Below are 15,218 nucleotides of genomic sequence, written 5' to 3' on the forward strand. Positions count from 1 at the left end.
GCGTCCGGTCAGGCCGCACGCCAGAGCGCGCCCTCCGAGGGCCAGCCGCAATGGGCGGCGAGGCTCTCCGCGAAGACGGCGTCGAGGCGCCGTCTTTCGGCTTCGACCAGCGGACCGTCGACAGCAACCCGGCGGCAGCGCGAGCCGCCGACCAGGGCCATGTCGGGATCGAGCAGGCCGCCCTCTTCGTGTCCGGTGAACCAAGCCCGCTGGCCGAGATCGAAGAAGCTCTCTGCCGGCAGGCCCTCCGCGAGCAGGATGTCGTGCTCCTCTAGGGCGACGTGCCAGTAGGTGACGCGATCCCGGCGTGTGCGGGCGATGGTGGTTCCGTTGATGAGGGACATGACGGGCACGAGGACGCCGCCCTCCCCGTCCGCATCCTGCCCGACCAGCACCGGGTGGCCGGGAGAGAGGAAGAGGTCCTTGACGGGCAGGCCCGGGCCGAAGGCGTCCCGGCGGATCCGCACCGGCCAGCTCTCCGAGGGAAGGGCCTGCATCCGGCAGTGGATCGTGCGATGTCCGATCCAGGTGACCCGGCGCAGCGCTCCGGAGGCGGTGACGGCCCGGTCGCCGACGCGGAGATCCTCGACCGCGACGGCGCCGCGGGCCGTGCGGATCGCTGTCCCGCCGGCGAAGCAGAGCACCGCCGCGCCGTAGAGGGCTTGCACGCCGTGGATGTCCGAACTCGTCAACCCGGTCCTGCTATAGACCGAATTCATGACCGCGGGCGTGGCATCGTAATGGTCGAGGCCGATCGCGTGACCGACTTCGTGAGTCGATAGCAGGTCGAGCCGGACGCCGCTCGCGCTCGTCACGTGGCCGTCGCCCGAGAGCGTCCAGCCTTCCGCGGAATCGAAGGTGACCGTGACGCCGGGCACGAAGGTCCCGCTCGCGCTGCCGGAGGTGTAGTACGAGTAGTTGGTGATTCCGAGCGTGTTGCCCGGCCCGTCGGGGGAGCCGTTGGCGGCCGTGAGCGGCGCCTCATGGAAAACGATGTCGGCGTCCGAGGTCGAGCCCGCCTGCTGGAACTGGATGTTGCCGTAGCTCGACCAATTGCCGAGGGACGTGCGGATGTCGTTGTAGAAGGTGGTCGGCACCGAGGAGTCGAAGGCGTAGGTGACGGTGCCACCCGGGGTCCCGTCCGCGGAGCCGCCCCATTTGGGGCCTTCGAGCATGTAATCGGTGGCCATCCCGCCCCCTCTTGATGGACCGCCCGTCATCCGAAGTGGTCCTTCGCGTGGACGCCTGGCTCCGACAGCCGGCCGGTGGTGTCTTCCGGCTCGGGATCGGGACGCCCATTTCCGAGCGTCCAGCATGACAGTTAAGAAAGTTCGCGAGGTGGCGCGGAGGACACGGCCGGCTCCGAAGGGACGTCGCCGGCGGGAGAAATGACGAAACAGCGATCACAAAATCGTGGGTTGTAATTCTGTGCGCAATTCCTGCGATCCGTGTCTCAGTTCCCTTCCCAGGCTTGTGGAAAACGAGGATAGCGAGGGCAAGTGCCGTCCTTAGCCGGCGGCGGTCATCCGTTTGCAAGGCTCGCCCGTTCTGCACCGCGAGGAGGTCCGCGGATCACGGAGGCGAGCATGCGGTTCGAAGTCCGAGAAAATTCTCCGGGGCACTGGGCCTGGTCCCTTTATCTCGGCGACGCGATCCCGATCGCGCGCTCGGAGGCCGGCTATCCGAGCCCGATCCAGGCCCGCGCGGCCGCGGCCGAATTCGCCCGCGCGGTCGCACTGGCCTCCGAGGAGCTGCGCCGCCGCTGATCTCAGGCTCGGTCTCCCCGGTCGATGCGGCGGGACAGGGCTTTGAGGGCGCCGCGGAAGGTGCGCACGTCCTGCTCCGTCATGGCCATGCGGTGGAGCATGTCGCGCATGTTGCGCGCGATCACCGCCTTCTTCTCCGGCGGATAGAAGCCCGCTCCGTCGAGGGTCTCTTCCAGGCTCGCGAAGAGGGAGAGCAGCGCCTCCCGCGGGGCCGGCGGCGACAGCATCTCGCCGGAGAAGCGCCGGCTCGCGAGTCCGGCCGCCCGGCGCCATTCATAGGCCATGAGCAGGACGGCCTGGGCGAGGTTGAGGGAGGGAAAGGCCTCCGTCACCGGGAAGGTCACGATCGCGTCCGCGAAGGACACCTCGTCGTTCGTCAGGCCGACCCGTTCGCGGCCGAACATCAGCCCGACGCCCTGCCCGCCTCCGATCCGGGTCGCCACGTCGGCCATGGCCTCGTCGGGCCCGTAGACCCTTTTCATCTGGCCCCGCTCGCGCGCGGTGGTGGCGAGCACGTAGTTCAGGCCGGCGATGGCCTCCGGCACGGTGGCATAGACCTTGGCGTCGTCGAGGACGAAGGTGGCGCCCGAGGCCGCCTCCCGGACGCCCTTCTTCGGCCATCCGTTCTTGGGGGCGACGAGGCGCAGCTCCGACAGCCCGAAATTCGCCATCGCGCGGGCGGTCATGCCGATGTTCTCGGCGAGTTGCGGCTCGACCAGGATGACGACGGGGGCGCTCATGCGCCCCCTCTCGCATGTCGCGCCTGAGCCGAAAAGCGCCCCCGGCCCCGCCGAGGGCGCCGATCCCGCCTCAGATCTTACCGTCGATGCCCATCTGGTAGTACTTGTGCACGATCTTGTCCTGGTTCTCGAGGAGCCAGTCGATCGAGGGCTCGTTGGTCATGGCCTTGCGGATCGCCTCGGTCATACCCTTGCGCTGGATCTCGAACAGCGCCTTGTGGTCGACGGTCTCGGCCTGGATCACGCCGGGGCTCAGCCAGACCGAGCAGATGATGCCGAGATCGTTGGCCTTCTCCTTGGGGATGTAGCCGGCCCGGACGGCGTCGAGCACGCCGTTCGCGATGGCGTACTGCACCGTGCCCATCAGAATCGAGGTGTACTTGTTCTCGGTCACGCTCACCTTGGAGACGCAGAGCGTCACCGGGCGGACCATGATGTCGGTGTTGAGGAGCGCGAAGACGCGGGAATGGCCGACGACCTGATCGCCGGTCAGGGTGGCCAGCGCGGTGCCGACCGGCCCGTCGAGCTCGCCGATGATCACTTCCGGCTCGGAGGCGGTGTTGGGCGGGCCGCCGGCGACGAGGGCCTCGCCGGCGCGCAGGATGATGCGGTCGCTCATGGTGTCTCCTTGGGCTTTCGTTTCCGGGGGCGAAAGTGCTGTCGGAGGCTGGTTTGTCCACCCGCTCCGGCGGGGGGCGGGGTTGCACGGGTTTCGCTTGGAAAGCGCGGGGCGAGGGGTGACAGGCGGGCGCAAGCGAAAGCGGCCCGCCCGGCCACGGCTTTGTCGGGATGCTGCAGCGCGTTATAGCGGGCGGCGATCCGGCTTGACGGCAGGTCGCGGGCGGCGGGAGCCGGCGCGCGAGCGAGAATAAGGGACGCGAGGAAGCGACATGGCGAAGATCAAGGTGGCCAACCCGGTCGTCGAGCTGGATGGCGACGAGATGACCCGGATCATCTGGGCGGAGATCAAGAACAAGCTGATCCACCCCTATCTCGACCTCGACCTCGAGTATTATGACCTCGGCGTGGAGCACCGCGACGCCACCAACGACAAGGTGACGGTCGACGCGGCGGAAGCGATCAAGCGCCACGGCGTCGGCGTGAAATGCGCCACCATCACCCCGGACGAGGCCCGGGTGAAGGAATTCAACCTCAAGGAGATGTGGAAGTCGCCCAACGGCACGATCCGCAACATCCTCGGCGGCGTTATCTTCCGCGAGCCGATCATCTGCAAGAACGTGCCGCGCCTGGTGCCCGGCTGGACGCAGCCCTTCGTGATTGGCCGCCACGCCTATGGCGACCAGTACCGCGCCACCGACTTCAAGGTGCCCGGCAAGGGCCGGCTGACCATCAAGTTCGAGGGTGACGATGGCACCGTCATTGAGAAAGAAGTGTTCAAGTTCCCCGAGGCCGGCGTCGCGATGTCGATGTACAACCTCGACCAGTCGATCATCGACTTCGCCCGTGCCTCGATGAACTACGGCCTCGCTCGCAAGTACCCGGTCTATCTGTCGACCAAGAACACCATCCTCAAGGCCTATGACGGCCGCTTCAAGGACCTGTTCCAGAAGGTCTACGACGAGGAGTTCAAGTCGAAGTTCCAGTCCCTCGGGCTGACCTACGAGCACCGCCTGATCGACGACATGGTCGCCTCCTGCCTCAAGTGGTCGGGCGGCTATGTCTGGGCCTGCAAGAACTACGACGGCGACGTGCAGTCCGACACGGCGGCCCAGGGCTTCGGCTCGCTCGGCCTGATGACCTCGGTGCTGATGACGCCGGACGGCCAGACCGTGGAGGCCGAGGCCGCCCACGGCACCGTGACGCGCCACTACCGCGAGCATCAGAAGGGCAAGGAGACCTCGACCAACTCCATCGCCTCGATCTTCGCCTGGACCCGCGGCCTGTCCCACCGGGCCAAGCTCGACGGCAACGGCGATCTGGCGACCTTCGCGAGCACGCTCGAGAAGGTCTGCGTCGACACCGTCGAGTCGGGCTTCATGACGAAGGACCTCGCGCTCCTCGTCGGGCCGGACCAGAAGTGGCTCTCGACCACGGGCTTCCTCGACAAGGTCGATTCGAACCTCAAGGTGGCGATGGGCGCCTGACGGGCCACCCGATCGCATGCGACTCGCAGCCGTCGGCCTCGAAGGCCGGCGGCTTTTTCGGTCGGATCTCGATTTCCGTCGTTTCGAGTGAACGGAATGCAACGAAGGATTGAACGGCGCGTCTTGTTCGTGCCAGATCTCCTGTCGTGCGGTTAAGGATCTCGGAGGCGTGTTGAGTTACTTGGGCAAGAGCCTCGACCACGAGGCCATGACCGACCGAATCTATGAGGCCTCGGTGCTGCCGGAGCGCTGGCCGGGTGTGCTCGATATGATGGCGGACGTCGCGGGCGGGGTCGGTACGGTGTTCGTCGCCTCCGATCTGCACAACCTGCGCTCCCTGAATTCCGCCAGTCTCGACGGTTTCATGCGGGAATTCGCCGAGGGCGGCTGGGCGGATATCAACCAGCGGACCGGGCGGCTCCTGTCCAAGCAGCATCCGGGCTTCTTGCTGGAAGAAGACGTCTACACCCCTCGGGAGATCGAGGAGGACATCTTCATACGCGACTTCCTGCGGCCGCGGGGGCTCGGCTGGGCCACCGGCACCGCTTTCCCCATCTCCACCGGCGATACCCTCGTCTTCTCGATCGAGCGCCGCTTCGCCGACGGCCCGGTGCCGCGTTCGGCGGTGGAGGTGCTCGACCTGCTGCGCCCGCATCTCGGCCGGGCGGCGATGCTCTCGGCGCGGCTGCAGCTCCGCCTGGTCCAGGCGGCGGTGGAGGCGCTGGCCCTGGTCGGCCTGCCCTCCGCGATCCTATCCCACGAGAACCGGATCCAGGCCGCCAACGAGCAGCTCCAGCTGATGATCCCGCGGGTGGTGCGCGACGGGCGCCAGCGCGTCGGCCTGTCCCATCCGGATGCCGACGAGGTGCTGGAGCGGGCGCTCGCGGCCGGCGGGGCGCGGGTGGCCCGCTCGATCCCGATCCCCGAGAGCGACGGCGACCCGGCCATGGTCGCCCATCTCGTGCCGATCCGCGGGGCCGCCCAGGACATCTTTTCCGGCAGCGCTGTGCTGCTTACCCTGGTGCCGGTGCTGCCGGCCTCGGTGCCGGGAGCCGACCTGCTTCAGGGGCTGTTCGACCTCACCCCGGCGGAGGCGCGGGTCGCCCGCGGCATCGGCGAGGGCAAGAGTATCGAGACGATCGCAGCGGTCCAGGGCGTCCGCGAGGACACCGTGCGCAAGCAGCTCAAGGCCACTTACGCCAAGACCGGTGCCAAGGGTCAGGTCGACCTCGTCCGCCTCGTCGCCGGATTGAACCCGACTCGCTAGAGCGCTCACCGCCGAAGTCGTTCTCGGATCGGCGAAAGAAAGCGCGTCGAAGCAGGCAGTGTTTTCGGCGTCAGCGTGCGCGTGTCGCCGAAAGCACGATGCGCGCGGCGGCCCGGCTCGGCTCCTCGTCACCGGGCAAGCGCATGCGGTCGTCGAGACGGGCGAGCGCCCTCACCTGCGCGTTGCGGGCCGGCCCGGTAGTGAGGAGCGGCAGCAGCGCCTGGACGAGTCGGCCCGGCTCGCACTCCGCCTGCACGAATTCCGGCATGGCATTCTCGCCGAGGATCAGGTTCGGCAGCACGATGGTCGGGACCTGGATCAGGCGGCGCGCGACGACCTCCTCGATCCGCGAGACCTTGTAGCCGACCACCATCGGCATGCCGGACAAAGCGAGCTCCAGCGTCACGGTGCCGGAGGCGGCGAGCGCCGCCCGCCCCCGGCGGAAGGCCGCGAGCTTGGCCGCCTCGCCATGGACAATGCGCGGCGCCCTTTCCCAAGCCAGGGCCAGGCGCTCGATCAGGGCGCGGTGGCGGCTGACCGCGGGCAGCACCGCCTCGAATGGACCCGCGCGCCGGGCGAGCTCGGCGAGCGTCTGTCCGAAGACCGGCATCAGCCGCTCGATCTCGGAGCGGCGGGAGCCCGGCAGCACCACCAGAGTCGGGGGCTTGGCCGCGCGAACCGCTTCCTCCTCTGGGGTCGGGCGCAGGTCGGCGAGGCGCTCGATCAGGGGGTGGCCGACATAGCTGCAGGGTGGGCCACCGAGGCGGCGATGGGCCTCGGGCTCGAAGGGCAGCAGGGCGAGCACGTGATCGATATAGGGGCGCATGCCCCTGGCACGCCATGGCCGCCAGGCCCAGACGCTCGGGGAGACGTAGTCGACGATCGGCAGATCCGGCAGCTTCTTGCGCACGCGTAAGGCAACGGCGTGGGTGAAGCCGGGGCTGTCGATGATGACGAGCACGTCGGGCTTGGCCGCGACCACGTCCTCGACCGTCTCGCGGATACGCCGCAACAGGGTGCGGGCCCGGGCGAGCACGGGCAGGTAGCCCATCACTGCCACGTCGTCGATCGGGAAGAGCGAGGCGAAGCCCTCCGCCGCCATGGCCTCGCCGCCCACGCCGCCGAAGGCGAGTGGCCCGTCGGAGAGGGCGCGCAGGGCGCGGATCAGCTTGGCGCCGAGCTGGTCGCCGGAATCCTCGCCTGCCACGAGCCAGATGCGCCGGTGCGTCACGGATCGACCTTCAAACCGATCAGGAACATGCCGTGCCGGTCGATCGCCGCCACGGTCTCGGGTCGGTCGACGACCAGCGTGTAGCCGGCCCCGATGGCGATGCCGACGCAGCCCGCGGCCGCCGCGTTGCGCACGGTGCGCGGGCCGATGGCCGGCAGGTCGATCCGCAGGTCCTGGCCGCGCTTCGGCAGCTTGACGAGAACGCTCGCCCGGGTGGCCGGGCCGAAGCCGAAGGCGCGCCGCCCGAGGCGCCGGGCGCGAGCGAGCATCCGGTCGGTGCCCTCCGGCCCCTCGATGGCGAGGACACGCTCGCCGGCGAGCACCGCCGCCTGCCCGACGTCGAAGGGCGAGAGGCTGGCGAGGAGCGTCCGGCCCGTCTCGATGGCGGTCTCCGCCGCCGCATCGGGCGCGTAGAGGCCCAGGCGCCCTTCCGGGCTCAGGAGATCGGGGGCGACCTCGTGCACGCCCATCACCCGATGGCCGTTCTCCTCCAGGAGGGAGAGCACGCCCCGCAGAAGCCGGTCGTCGCCCCCGGCAATGGCCTTGAGCATGTCGCGGTTGCGCAGGGCATGGGCGGCGTTGAGGAGGGCCGCCGGGTTCGGCCGGGCGACGCTACCCGCGGGCACGATCCCCGCGGGCGCCCAATCCTTCAGGATGGCGAGGGCGCCGGGGATGTCGAGAAGGTCGACGGTGGCGTCGGCCCGCGCCCGCATCGACCGCTCCGCGAAGCCGCGCACGGCCAGCACGCGATAGGCGCGGCCCGCCCGGTCGAGGGAATCCGCGACGAGCTGCGGCAGCCGTCCGGCCCCCGCGATGAGGGCGATGGCGTCCGCGCGCGCCGGCGCCGCCACGGCCTCCGTCAAGCGGCCGCCGGCGTGCCGCGCGGGGTGCAGATCGAGCGCTTGCCGCCCTCGCGGATGAAGGCCAGGATTTCCTGAACGGCCGGATGTGTGTCGAACTCCGCCGCCACGTCCTCGACCCGCTCCATCAGCGTGCCCTCGGGGGCGAAAAGCAGGCGGTAGGCTCGGCGAAGGGCGTGGATGTCCTCGCGGGAGAAGCCGCGGCGCTGCAGGCCGATGATGTTGAGGCCGGAGAGCGCGGCGCGGTTGCCGAGCACCATGCCGTAGGGGATGCAGTCGTTCTCGAGCCCCGAGAGGCCACCGACGAAGGCATGCGCGCCGACGCGGGCGAACTGGATCACGGCGGCGCCGCCGCCCAGGATCGCGAAGTTGCCCACCGTGCAATGGCCGGCGAGCATAACGTTGTTCGAGAAGACGACGTTATCGCCGACCCGGCAATCGTGGCCGACATGGCTGTTAGCGAGGAAGGCGCAGCGGTCGCCCACCACCGTCTCCAGGCCGCCACCGGCAGTTCCGGGATTCATGGTGACGCCTTCGCGGATCAGGCATTCCGCGCCGATCACCAGGGTGGATTCCTCGCCGCGGAACTTCAGGTCCTGCGGCTGGTGGCCCAGGGAGGCAAAGGGGAAGATCTTGGTGCGTGCGCCGATGCTGGTGCGGCCGGCGACGACGACGTGGCTGATCAGCTCGCAGCCGTCGCCGAGCGTCACCTCGGGGCCGACATGGCAGAAGGGGCCGATGCGCACGTCTGCGCCGAGCTTCGCGCCGTCCTCGACGACCGCGCTCGGATGGATGCCGGGATGCACGGCGCTCATTCCGTCACCAGCATGGCACCCACCTCGGCCTCGGCGACCAGGGCGCCCTCGACCCGGGCCTCGCCGCGGAACCACCACATCGTCTTGCGCTGGTTCAGCTTCTTCATGTGGAAGCGCACCTGGTCACCCGGCACCACCGGCCGGCGGAACTTGCACTTGTCGATGGTCATGAAGAAGACCTGCTTGGTCTTGAGGTCGTTCGTCATGATGTGGCGGCAGCAGATCGCGCCCGCGGTCTGGGCCATGGCCTCGATCAGCAACACGCCGGGGAAGACCGGCATGCCGGGAAAGTGGCCGGTGAATTGCGGCTCGTTCACGGTGACGTTCTTGATGCCGATGCAGCTGTCGTCGCCGTCGATCTCGATGATCTTGTCGATCATCAGGAACGGGTAGCGATGCGGCAGAAGCTCCAGAACCTTCTGGATGTCCGCCGACCCGAGTTCCCGCGGCGTCTCACTCATCGATCGTAAAGTCCCCGTGCACACGTCCGTCGGCGCCGGAGAGCCGCACGTCCTGCCTGCAAGTTTCAAGTGAACGGGCGCCCTCTTCGACAGAAATTCGGGCGGATGCAAGACCTTTGAGGCCCCCGCCCGACCGATCGCGTGGCCTTCCGCCCACACGGGCTCGCCGCCGAAGACCGATCATGCCTCGCGGGCGGGGGCTCGACGTGGAGGGGTGCCCGCAAGCCCTTTCCTGCCGGCAGGCGCGCTAGAACCGTATCGCCCAAGGCATCGAGAGAGGGACGTGCCGCGGATGTTGCCGATCATCCAGTTCCTGGCTGCAGAGCGCACGGGAATGCGCCGTGGCGCAAGCAGAGCCGGTCGCGCAGGAAGGCGATCGTTCGGTGATCGACGTGCTCATGATAGCTGACACGATACCGGCTGTGCCGGCGATCGGCCCTGGAGGTGAATGCACTCCCTGATGGCGATCGCGAGGATCGTCGGCTTACTGTACCCGACGATCCTGTCCGGGATCCTCGTACCAGCGATCCTCTGCTCGGTTCGTGTGATCCGGGCGCTTCCTAAGAACCTGTTCCGTGTCGTCGCTCAACGCGCGGAGGACGCAAAAACGCGCTCTTGGCGCCGGGGCGAACCCGATTACGGAGGGGTAAGAGGCCTTACTGAGCGCCGCAGCCGATGCAGATGCCGCGCATGATGTTGTCGGCCTGCTTTTCCCGCGGCGTCCGCGCCGTCGAGGACACGTCAGCATCCGGGGCTGAACCTCGGCTCGGCGGCATCACGCGGCCGACCGCGGAGGTGTTAGGGGCGTAGAAGGTCGAGGAGGGACCGCCGCCGGTCCCGGTCTCGCTTGGGGTCTGAGCCCCGGCAGGGGTGGTGAGGAGGGCCGCGAAAGCGAGCGCCGCGATGGTCGCGCGTATCGGCATAGCTGATCTCCTGGCTGATCTCCTGATTTTCAGAAGTAACGCTTGAGAGATCGCTTTAGTTCGAGCTTGACTTCGGGTGTGCCGGACCCGATCCCGCGGTTTATGCACCGTTTTTGCGGCTTGGCCGCGCCTCGCGCCCCACTCGCGTCGAATTCGCGTGTCGTTTCGGGGCCATGAAACGCTTGGATCGCGTGCCGAATGACGGGGCGGCGCTTCTGCTGCGCGAGACAAACCTCTGCGCAACGGCTATGGGAAGGCGTTCTGCGGTCTCCGCGTTCTCGGACGAGGTACCTCCGAATGACTAGGCCGCGCTTGGGGGATCTGCGCGGCGCCCGCGATCCGGCGTCTGGAGTCGGTGTGCTGAAGCGACCTGCCCTCTCCGCCCTCTGCCTGGTGACGGCGGCCCTCGGGCTCCTGGCGGCCTGCCTGCCTTGGTCCGTTCGTTCTCCAGCTCTCCTACAGTTCGTGAGCAATGGCCTGAGCGAGGAATACGGCCTCGCCCTTGAAGCCGATGGGCCGGCAGAGATCGCGCTGCTGCCCCTGCCGCGGCTCAACGCATCACGTGTGCGCCTCACCGCCGGGCCGAGCGGGCCGCTCATCGCCCGGGACGGCACTCTCTCTCTACAATTCTCACTGCTCGCCCTGTTCGGTGGTCGGATCGAAGTCGCTGCGCTGGCTCTCGATGGCAGCACGGTCATCCTGCAATCCCACGAGGGTGACGACCGCTGGGTCGGGCCGCTCGCCCGGCTGAGCGAGCATGTCTCGGGGAACAGTGCCGCGGCCCCCCGCCGGATCACCCTTGGGCGCACCACGCTCGTCGGCCGCGACCCGCGGGACGGCTCGCCGCAGACCGCGCGCGAGGTCGATCTCGCCTTTTCCTGGCCTCTCCTGCGGGACAGCCTCGACATCGCGGCCGGCTTCACCTGGAACGGCGCGGCCGTCCGGCTGGTGCTGAAGGGCGTCAATCCGCGCGAGCTCGCCTTGGGCCAGACGAGCCCCTTCATGGCTTTGGCGACCTGGCCCGCCGGCACCCTCAACGCGGAGGGCAGTCTCGGCTGGCAGGGCGGATGGCACGCCAAAGGACAGGCGTCGATCGATGTCCGGTCCGTGCCGGAGACGCTGGCCTGGGCCGGCGGCGGCCTCGCGCTTTCGCCGTTGGTCGAGGATCTCGGCCTCGAAGCCAGCTTCGAGGCGAAGAGCGGAAGCTTCGAGGTGCCGAACCTGCGCGTCCGTGCGGGCGACAACGTCCTGGAAGGCGCCGGATCCGCCACCTTCGGGGCGAGCCGCGCTGGCATTCAGGCGACCCTGGCCGCCGACACGCTCAACCTCTCGCCCCTCCTCGCCGGCCTGATGCACCTGACCGGGCTCGACAACGCCGCCGAGGACGGCCGCTGGACCCGCCAGTCCCTGGCGCTCGCTCCCCTCACCCGCGGCGACCTCGACCTGCGCATCTCGGCGGGAAGCGCCCGGCTCGGCCCCTTGGTTCTCGAGGATCTCGCCTCCAGCATCCTGGTGCGCGAGGACGGGATCGAGGCCTCCCTCGCCCGGGCCGGCCTCCGCGGCGGCACGCTGAAGGGCCGGCTGATCCTGGCGCAGGGCCGTGACGGGGACACCGATCTGCGCACCGTCGGCACCGTCGACGGAATCGATCTCGGCGCCCTGCTGGAGCTCAGCGGCGCCCCGGCCTGGATGGCCGGCGAGACCCGTGGCAGCTTCGCCTTCGAGGGACGCGGCGCCGACGTGGCGGCGCTCTGCGGGAGGCTCAACGGCCGCACGACCCTGACCGTGGAATCGGGCACGCTTACCGGGCTCGATCTGAACGACGTGGTCCATCGCGGCGGAGCCGTGGCGCAGGGGGCGCTGGCCCGCCGCAACGGCCGCACGCCCTTCGAGCGCGCCGCCCTCTCGATCCGCTTCGCGGACGGGATCGGCGAGATCGCCGAAGGGGTGCTGTCCGCGCGGGCGCTGGAGGCCTCCCTGAGGGGCCGCATCTCCCTGCCGGACCGCCGCCTCAGCGCCGAGGCCGAATTGCAGCCGCGGGGTGCGGAGGGTGCGGGACGCCCGGCCACCCTGTTCGCGATCGGCGGCCCCTGGGACGCGGTCGCCGTCGAGCGCGTCCATCGGGAAGGGGGAAGCGACACCGATCCGCTGAGCGGCGCGTTCGAGCGGCGTCCCGTCCCGACGGCGGCGATTCCCGGCCTGTCCGAGCGGGTGAGGGCTTACGCCCCCTGACCGTCCCCTGGTTGCAAGAGCGCCCCCCGGAAAGAGAGCGCCCCCCGGGACGCGGATCCCTACAGAGGAACCGCGCTCACAACGAAACGGCCCGGCCTTTCGGGCCGAGCCGTCGTTCGGTTCGCTGAATTCCCGTCCGCAGCCCCGGAGGGGGCCGCCGGCGTCAGGCGACGCGGCGCATCACCAGCGAGGCGTTGGTGCCGCCGAAGCCGAAGGAGTTCGAGAGCACCACGTCGACCGGCTTGCGCTTGGCCTCGTGCGGAATGAGGTCGATCGCCGTTTCGACGGAGGGATTGTCGAGGTTGAGGGTCGGCGGCATCACGTTGTCGCGGATCGCGAGCACGGAGAAGATCGCCTCCACCGCACCGGCCGCGCCGAGCAGATGGCCGATCGCCGACTTGGTCGAGGACATCGACGCCTTGCCGGCGGCGTCGCCGAGCAGGCGCTCCACGGCCTTCAGCTCCAGCTCGTCGCCCATGGGCGTCGAGGTGCCGTGGGCGTTGATGTAGTCGATCTGGGCCGGGTCGATGCCCGCCCGCTTCACCGCCGCGCTCATGCAGCGGAAAGCACCGTCGCCGTCCGGCGAGGGCGAGGTGATGTGGTAGGCGTCGCCCGAAAGGCCGTAGCCGATGACCTCGGCGTAGATCTTGGCGCCGCGGGCCTTGGCGTGCTCGTATTCCTCGAGCACCAGGACGCCGGCGCCCTCGCCCATGACGAAGCCGTCGCGGTCCTTGTCGTAGGGACGCGAGGCGCGGGTGGGCGCGTCGTTGAATCCGGTGGAAAGCGCCCGGCAGGCGGCGAAGCCCGCGAGCGAGAGGCGGTTCACCGGTGATTCGGCGCCGCCGGCCACCATCACGTCGGCATCGCCCAGGGCGACCAGCCGGGCCGCGTCGCCGATGGCGTGGGCGCCGGTGGAGCAGGCGGTGACGACCGCATGGTTCGGGCCCTTCAGCCCGTATTGAATGGAGACCTGGCCCGAGGCGAGGTTGATGATGCGCCCGGGAATGAAGAAGGGCGAGATCCGGCGCGGACCCTTCTCGTGGAGGGTGACGGAGGCGTCGTAGATGCCGCCGATGCCGCCGATGCCGGAGCCGATCAGCACGCCGGTGGCCCACTGATCCTCATCGGATTTCGGGTGCCAGCCCGCGTCGTCGAGGGCCTGGCCGGCCGCCGCCATCGCGTAGACGATGAAGGGGTCGACCTTGCGCTGCTCTTTGGATTCCATCCAGGTGTCGGGATTGAAGGTCCCCTCCGAGCCGTCGCCGAAGGGAATGGTGCAGGCGATCCGGCAGGCGAGATCGTCCGCCGGGAAGCCCGTCACCTTGGAGGCGCCGCTATCCCCGGCGATCAGGCGGCTCCAGGTATGCTCCACGCCGCTTCCCAGCGGCGTGACCATGCCCAGACCCGTGATCACTACCCGACGCATCGCGCTGTCCTGAAATACCGATCCATGGAGGGAAGGAACGTCCGACGTGAGCGAGGCGTTGCCGCCCCGCTCGAACACCGGACCTGCCGAACTCAGGCCGAGTTCTTCTCGAGGAACTTGATGGCGTCGCCCACCGTCTGGATCGTCTCGGCGGCATCGTCCGGAATCTCGACGTTGAACTCCTCCTCGAAGGCCATCACGAGCTCGACGGTGTCGAGGCTGTCGGCACCGAGATCGTCGATGAAGTTCGCGCCCTCGGTAACCTTCTCGGGCTCGACGCCCAGATGCTCGACGACGATCTTCTTCACGCGCTCAGCGATATCGCTCATCGTTCTTGGTCCTCGTCTTCTTGGGTCGTGATGGTTTTGCGTGTGGTGAAGGCGCCGTGGCCGCCCTAACCCTTGTTCGGGCTTCTTTCGCAGGACAGGCCGGTGTCGGAACGCGCGTCGTCGAAGTGCCGCAACCCGCCGAACGTCAACTCCCCTTGCACGGCTGCGCGGGTGTTAACACAGCGTTCCGGCGCTGGCGAGGGGAGGTTCAGAAACCGTTCATCGGCGTGGTTTTTCGGTCGACAAGTCGGGTTAACGCAGGGGTGGCGGCCGCCGCAATGCGGCGATCGCAGAGCGGCGTCCGCCCTCAGAACATCGCCATGCCGCCATTGACGTGCAGCGTCTGCCCCGTGAGGTAGGCCGCCTCGTCGGAGGCGAGATAGACCGCCGCGGCGCCGATATCGGAGCCGGCGCCGAGCCGTCCCATGGGCACGCGGGTGAGGATGGTCTCGCGCTGCTTCTCGTTGAGGGCATCGGTCATCGCCGAGGCGATGAAGCCCGGGGCGATGCAGTTGACGGTGATGTTGCGGCTCGCGACCTCGGCGGCGAGGGCCTTCGTCATGCCGACGAGGCCGGCCTTGGCCGCCGCGTAGTTGCCCTGGCCGGGATTGCCGGTGGCGCCGACCACCGAGCCGATATTCACGATGCGGCCGTGGCGGCGCTTCATCATGCCCTTCACCGCGGCGCGGGAGAGCCGGAAAGCCGCGGTGAGGTTGACGGCGATGACCGCATCCCACTCGTCGTCCTTCATGCGCATGAACAGGTTGTCCCGGGTGATGCCGGCATTGTTCACGAGGATGTCGAGGCCGCCGAGGGCGGCTTCCGCCGCCGGGACCAGGGCTTCGACCGCGTCCTTGTCGGACAGGTTGCCCTCGACCACCGCAACGCGCTCGCCGCCGAGCTCGGCGGCGAGCTCCTCCAGCACGGCGCGGCGGGTGCCGGACAGGGCGACATGGGCCCCCTGGGCGTGCAGCGCCCGGGCGATGGCGCCTCCCAGGCCGCCGGTCGCGCCGGTGACGAGGGCCTTGCGGCCGGAGAGATCGAACATGGGCTGATCCGTCTG

15 protein-coding genes are annotated in these 15,218 nt (G+C 69.0%); 4 read left to right on the top strand and 11 right to left on the bottom strand.

Annotated elements, in window-relative coordinates:
• Window positions 1–8: 8 nt before the first annotated feature.
• Window positions 9–1,190 (bottom strand): Hint domain-containing protein, encoded by a 1,182-nt coding sequence (locus tag MMB17_RS24550; protein WP_241100585.1) that lies wholly within the window; start codon window positions 1,188–1,190, stop codon window positions 9–11.
• 396 nt (window positions 1,191–1,586) lie between these two features.
• On the opposite strand from MMB17_RS24550, the gene MMB17_RS24555 reads away from it, so the two are divergent.
• Window positions 1,587–1,766, top strand: coding sequence for a YegP family protein (locus MMB17_RS24555; protein WP_238309981.1), 180 nt, complete (start codon window positions 1,587–1,589; stop codon window positions 1,764–1,766).
• 2 nt (window positions 1,767–1,768) lie between these two features.
• On the opposite strand, the gene MMB17_RS24560 is transcribed toward MMB17_RS24555, so the two are convergent.
• Window positions 1,769–2,506 carry an RNA methyltransferase gene (locus tag MMB17_RS24560; protein ID WP_241100586.1) on the bottom strand — a complete coding sequence of 246 codons (738 nt, stop codon included), beginning with the start codon at window positions 2,504–2,506 and terminating at the stop codon, window positions 1,769–1,771.
• A 70-nt stretch (window positions 2,507–2,576) separates the two neighbouring features.
• Window positions 2,577–3,125, bottom strand: a complete 549-nt coding sequence (locus tag MMB17_RS24565; RefSeq protein ID WP_076643331.1) for a formaldehyde-activating enzyme — start codon at window positions 3,123–3,125, stop codon at window positions 2,577–2,579.
• Window positions 3,126–3,396: 271 nt separating this feature from the next.
• Here MMB17_RS24565 and MMB17_RS24570 point away from each other — a divergent pair, with 271 nt between their 5' ends.
• Together MMB17_RS24570 and MMB17_RS24575 are read left to right on the top strand one after the other, a co-directional pair.
• Window positions 3,397–4,611: an NADP-dependent isocitrate dehydrogenase gene (locus MMB17_RS24570; RefSeq protein ID WP_238309979.1), complete on the top strand. Its 1,215-nt coding sequence runs from the start codon at window positions 3,397–3,399 to the stop codon at window positions 4,609–4,611.
• A gap of 169 nt (window positions 4,612–4,780) precedes the next feature.
• Window positions 4,781–5,878 carry a helix-turn-helix transcriptional regulator gene (locus MMB17_RS24575; protein WP_241100587.1) on the top strand — a complete coding sequence of 366 codons (1,098 nt, stop codon included), beginning with the start codon at window positions 4,781–4,783 and terminating at the stop codon, window positions 5,876–5,878.
• A 70-nt stretch (window positions 5,879–5,948) separates the two neighbouring features.
• On the opposite strand, the gene lpxB is transcribed toward MMB17_RS24575, so the two are convergent.
• The 5 genes from lpxB to MMB17_RS24600 all read right to left on the bottom strand — a co-directional run bounded on the left by lpxB (window position 5,949) and on the right by MMB17_RS24600 (window position 10,168).
• On the bottom strand, window positions 5,949–7,109 hold the full coding sequence (gene lpxB, locus MMB17_RS24580) for a lipid-A-disaccharide synthase (protein ID WP_241100588.1): 1,161 nt from the start codon (window positions 7,107–7,109) through the stop codon (window positions 5,949–5,951).
• Window positions 7,106–7,960 carry an LpxI family protein gene (locus MMB17_RS24585; protein WP_241100589.1) on the bottom strand — a complete coding sequence of 285 codons (855 nt, stop codon included), beginning with the start codon at window positions 7,958–7,960 and terminating at the stop codon, window positions 7,106–7,108. Before MMB17_RS24585 ends, lpxB begins: the two co-directional genes overlap by 4 nt.
• A gap of 8 nt (window positions 7,961–7,968) precedes the next feature.
• The gene (gene lpxA / locus MMB17_RS24590; protein WP_241100590.1) at window positions 7,969–8,784 is read right to left on the bottom strand and encodes an acyl-ACP--UDP-N-acetylglucosamine O-acyltransferase; all 816 of its coding nucleotides are present in this window, start codon (window positions 8,782–8,784) and stop codon (window positions 7,969–7,971) included.
• A complete protein-coding gene (fabZ, locus tag MMB17_RS24595) occupies window positions 8,781–9,245 on the bottom strand; it encodes a 3-hydroxyacyl-ACP dehydratase FabZ (RefSeq protein ID WP_238309974.1) in 465 nt (154 codons plus the stop codon). The genes lpxA and fabZ overlap by 4 nt, the downstream gene beginning before the upstream one ends.
• Window positions 9,246–9,901: 656 nt before the next feature.
• Entirely contained in the window at window positions 9,902–10,168 is a 267-nt protein-coding gene (locus tag MMB17_RS24600; RefSeq protein ID WP_238309973.1) for a hypothetical protein, read from the bottom strand.
• A gap of 357 nt (window positions 10,169–10,525) precedes the next feature.
• Between MMB17_RS24600 and MMB17_RS24605 the strand changes: the two genes are divergently transcribed.
• Window positions 10,526–12,400, top strand: coding sequence for an AsmA family protein (locus MMB17_RS24605; RefSeq protein WP_241100591.1), 1,875 nt, complete (start codon window positions 10,526–10,528; stop codon window positions 12,398–12,400).
• A 163-nt stretch (window positions 12,401–12,563) separates the two neighbouring features.
• Here MMB17_RS24605 and fabF read toward each other — a convergent pair whose 3' ends face one another.
• The 3 genes from fabF to fabG form a co-directional block, all read right to left on the bottom strand.
• Complete coding sequence (fabF, locus tag MMB17_RS24610) at window positions 12,564–13,826, bottom strand: beta-ketoacyl-ACP synthase II (RefSeq protein ID WP_241100592.1); 1,263 nt, start codon at window positions 13,824–13,826, stop codon at window positions 12,564–12,566.
• A 92-nt stretch (window positions 13,827–13,918) separates the two neighbouring features.
• The gene (locus tag MMB17_RS24615; protein ID WP_147045707.1) at window positions 13,919–14,155 is read right to left on the bottom strand and encodes an acyl carrier protein; all 237 of its coding nucleotides are present in this window, start codon (window positions 14,153–14,155) and stop codon (window positions 13,919–13,921) included.
• A gap of 307 nt (window positions 14,156–14,462) precedes the next feature.
• A complete protein-coding gene (gene fabG / locus MMB17_RS24620; protein WP_238309970.1) occupies window positions 14,463–15,203 on the bottom strand; it encodes a 3-oxoacyl-[acyl-carrier-protein] reductase in 741 nt (246 codons plus the stop codon).
• Between the last annotated feature and the right edge of the window lie 15 nt (window positions 15,204–15,218).

The organism is Methylobacterium organophilum (genome assembly GCF_022533465.1).
In the GTDB taxonomy this organism is placed as follows: domain Bacteria; phylum Pseudomonadota; class Alphaproteobacteria; order Rhizobiales; family Beijerinckiaceae; genus Methylobacterium; species Methylobacterium organophilum.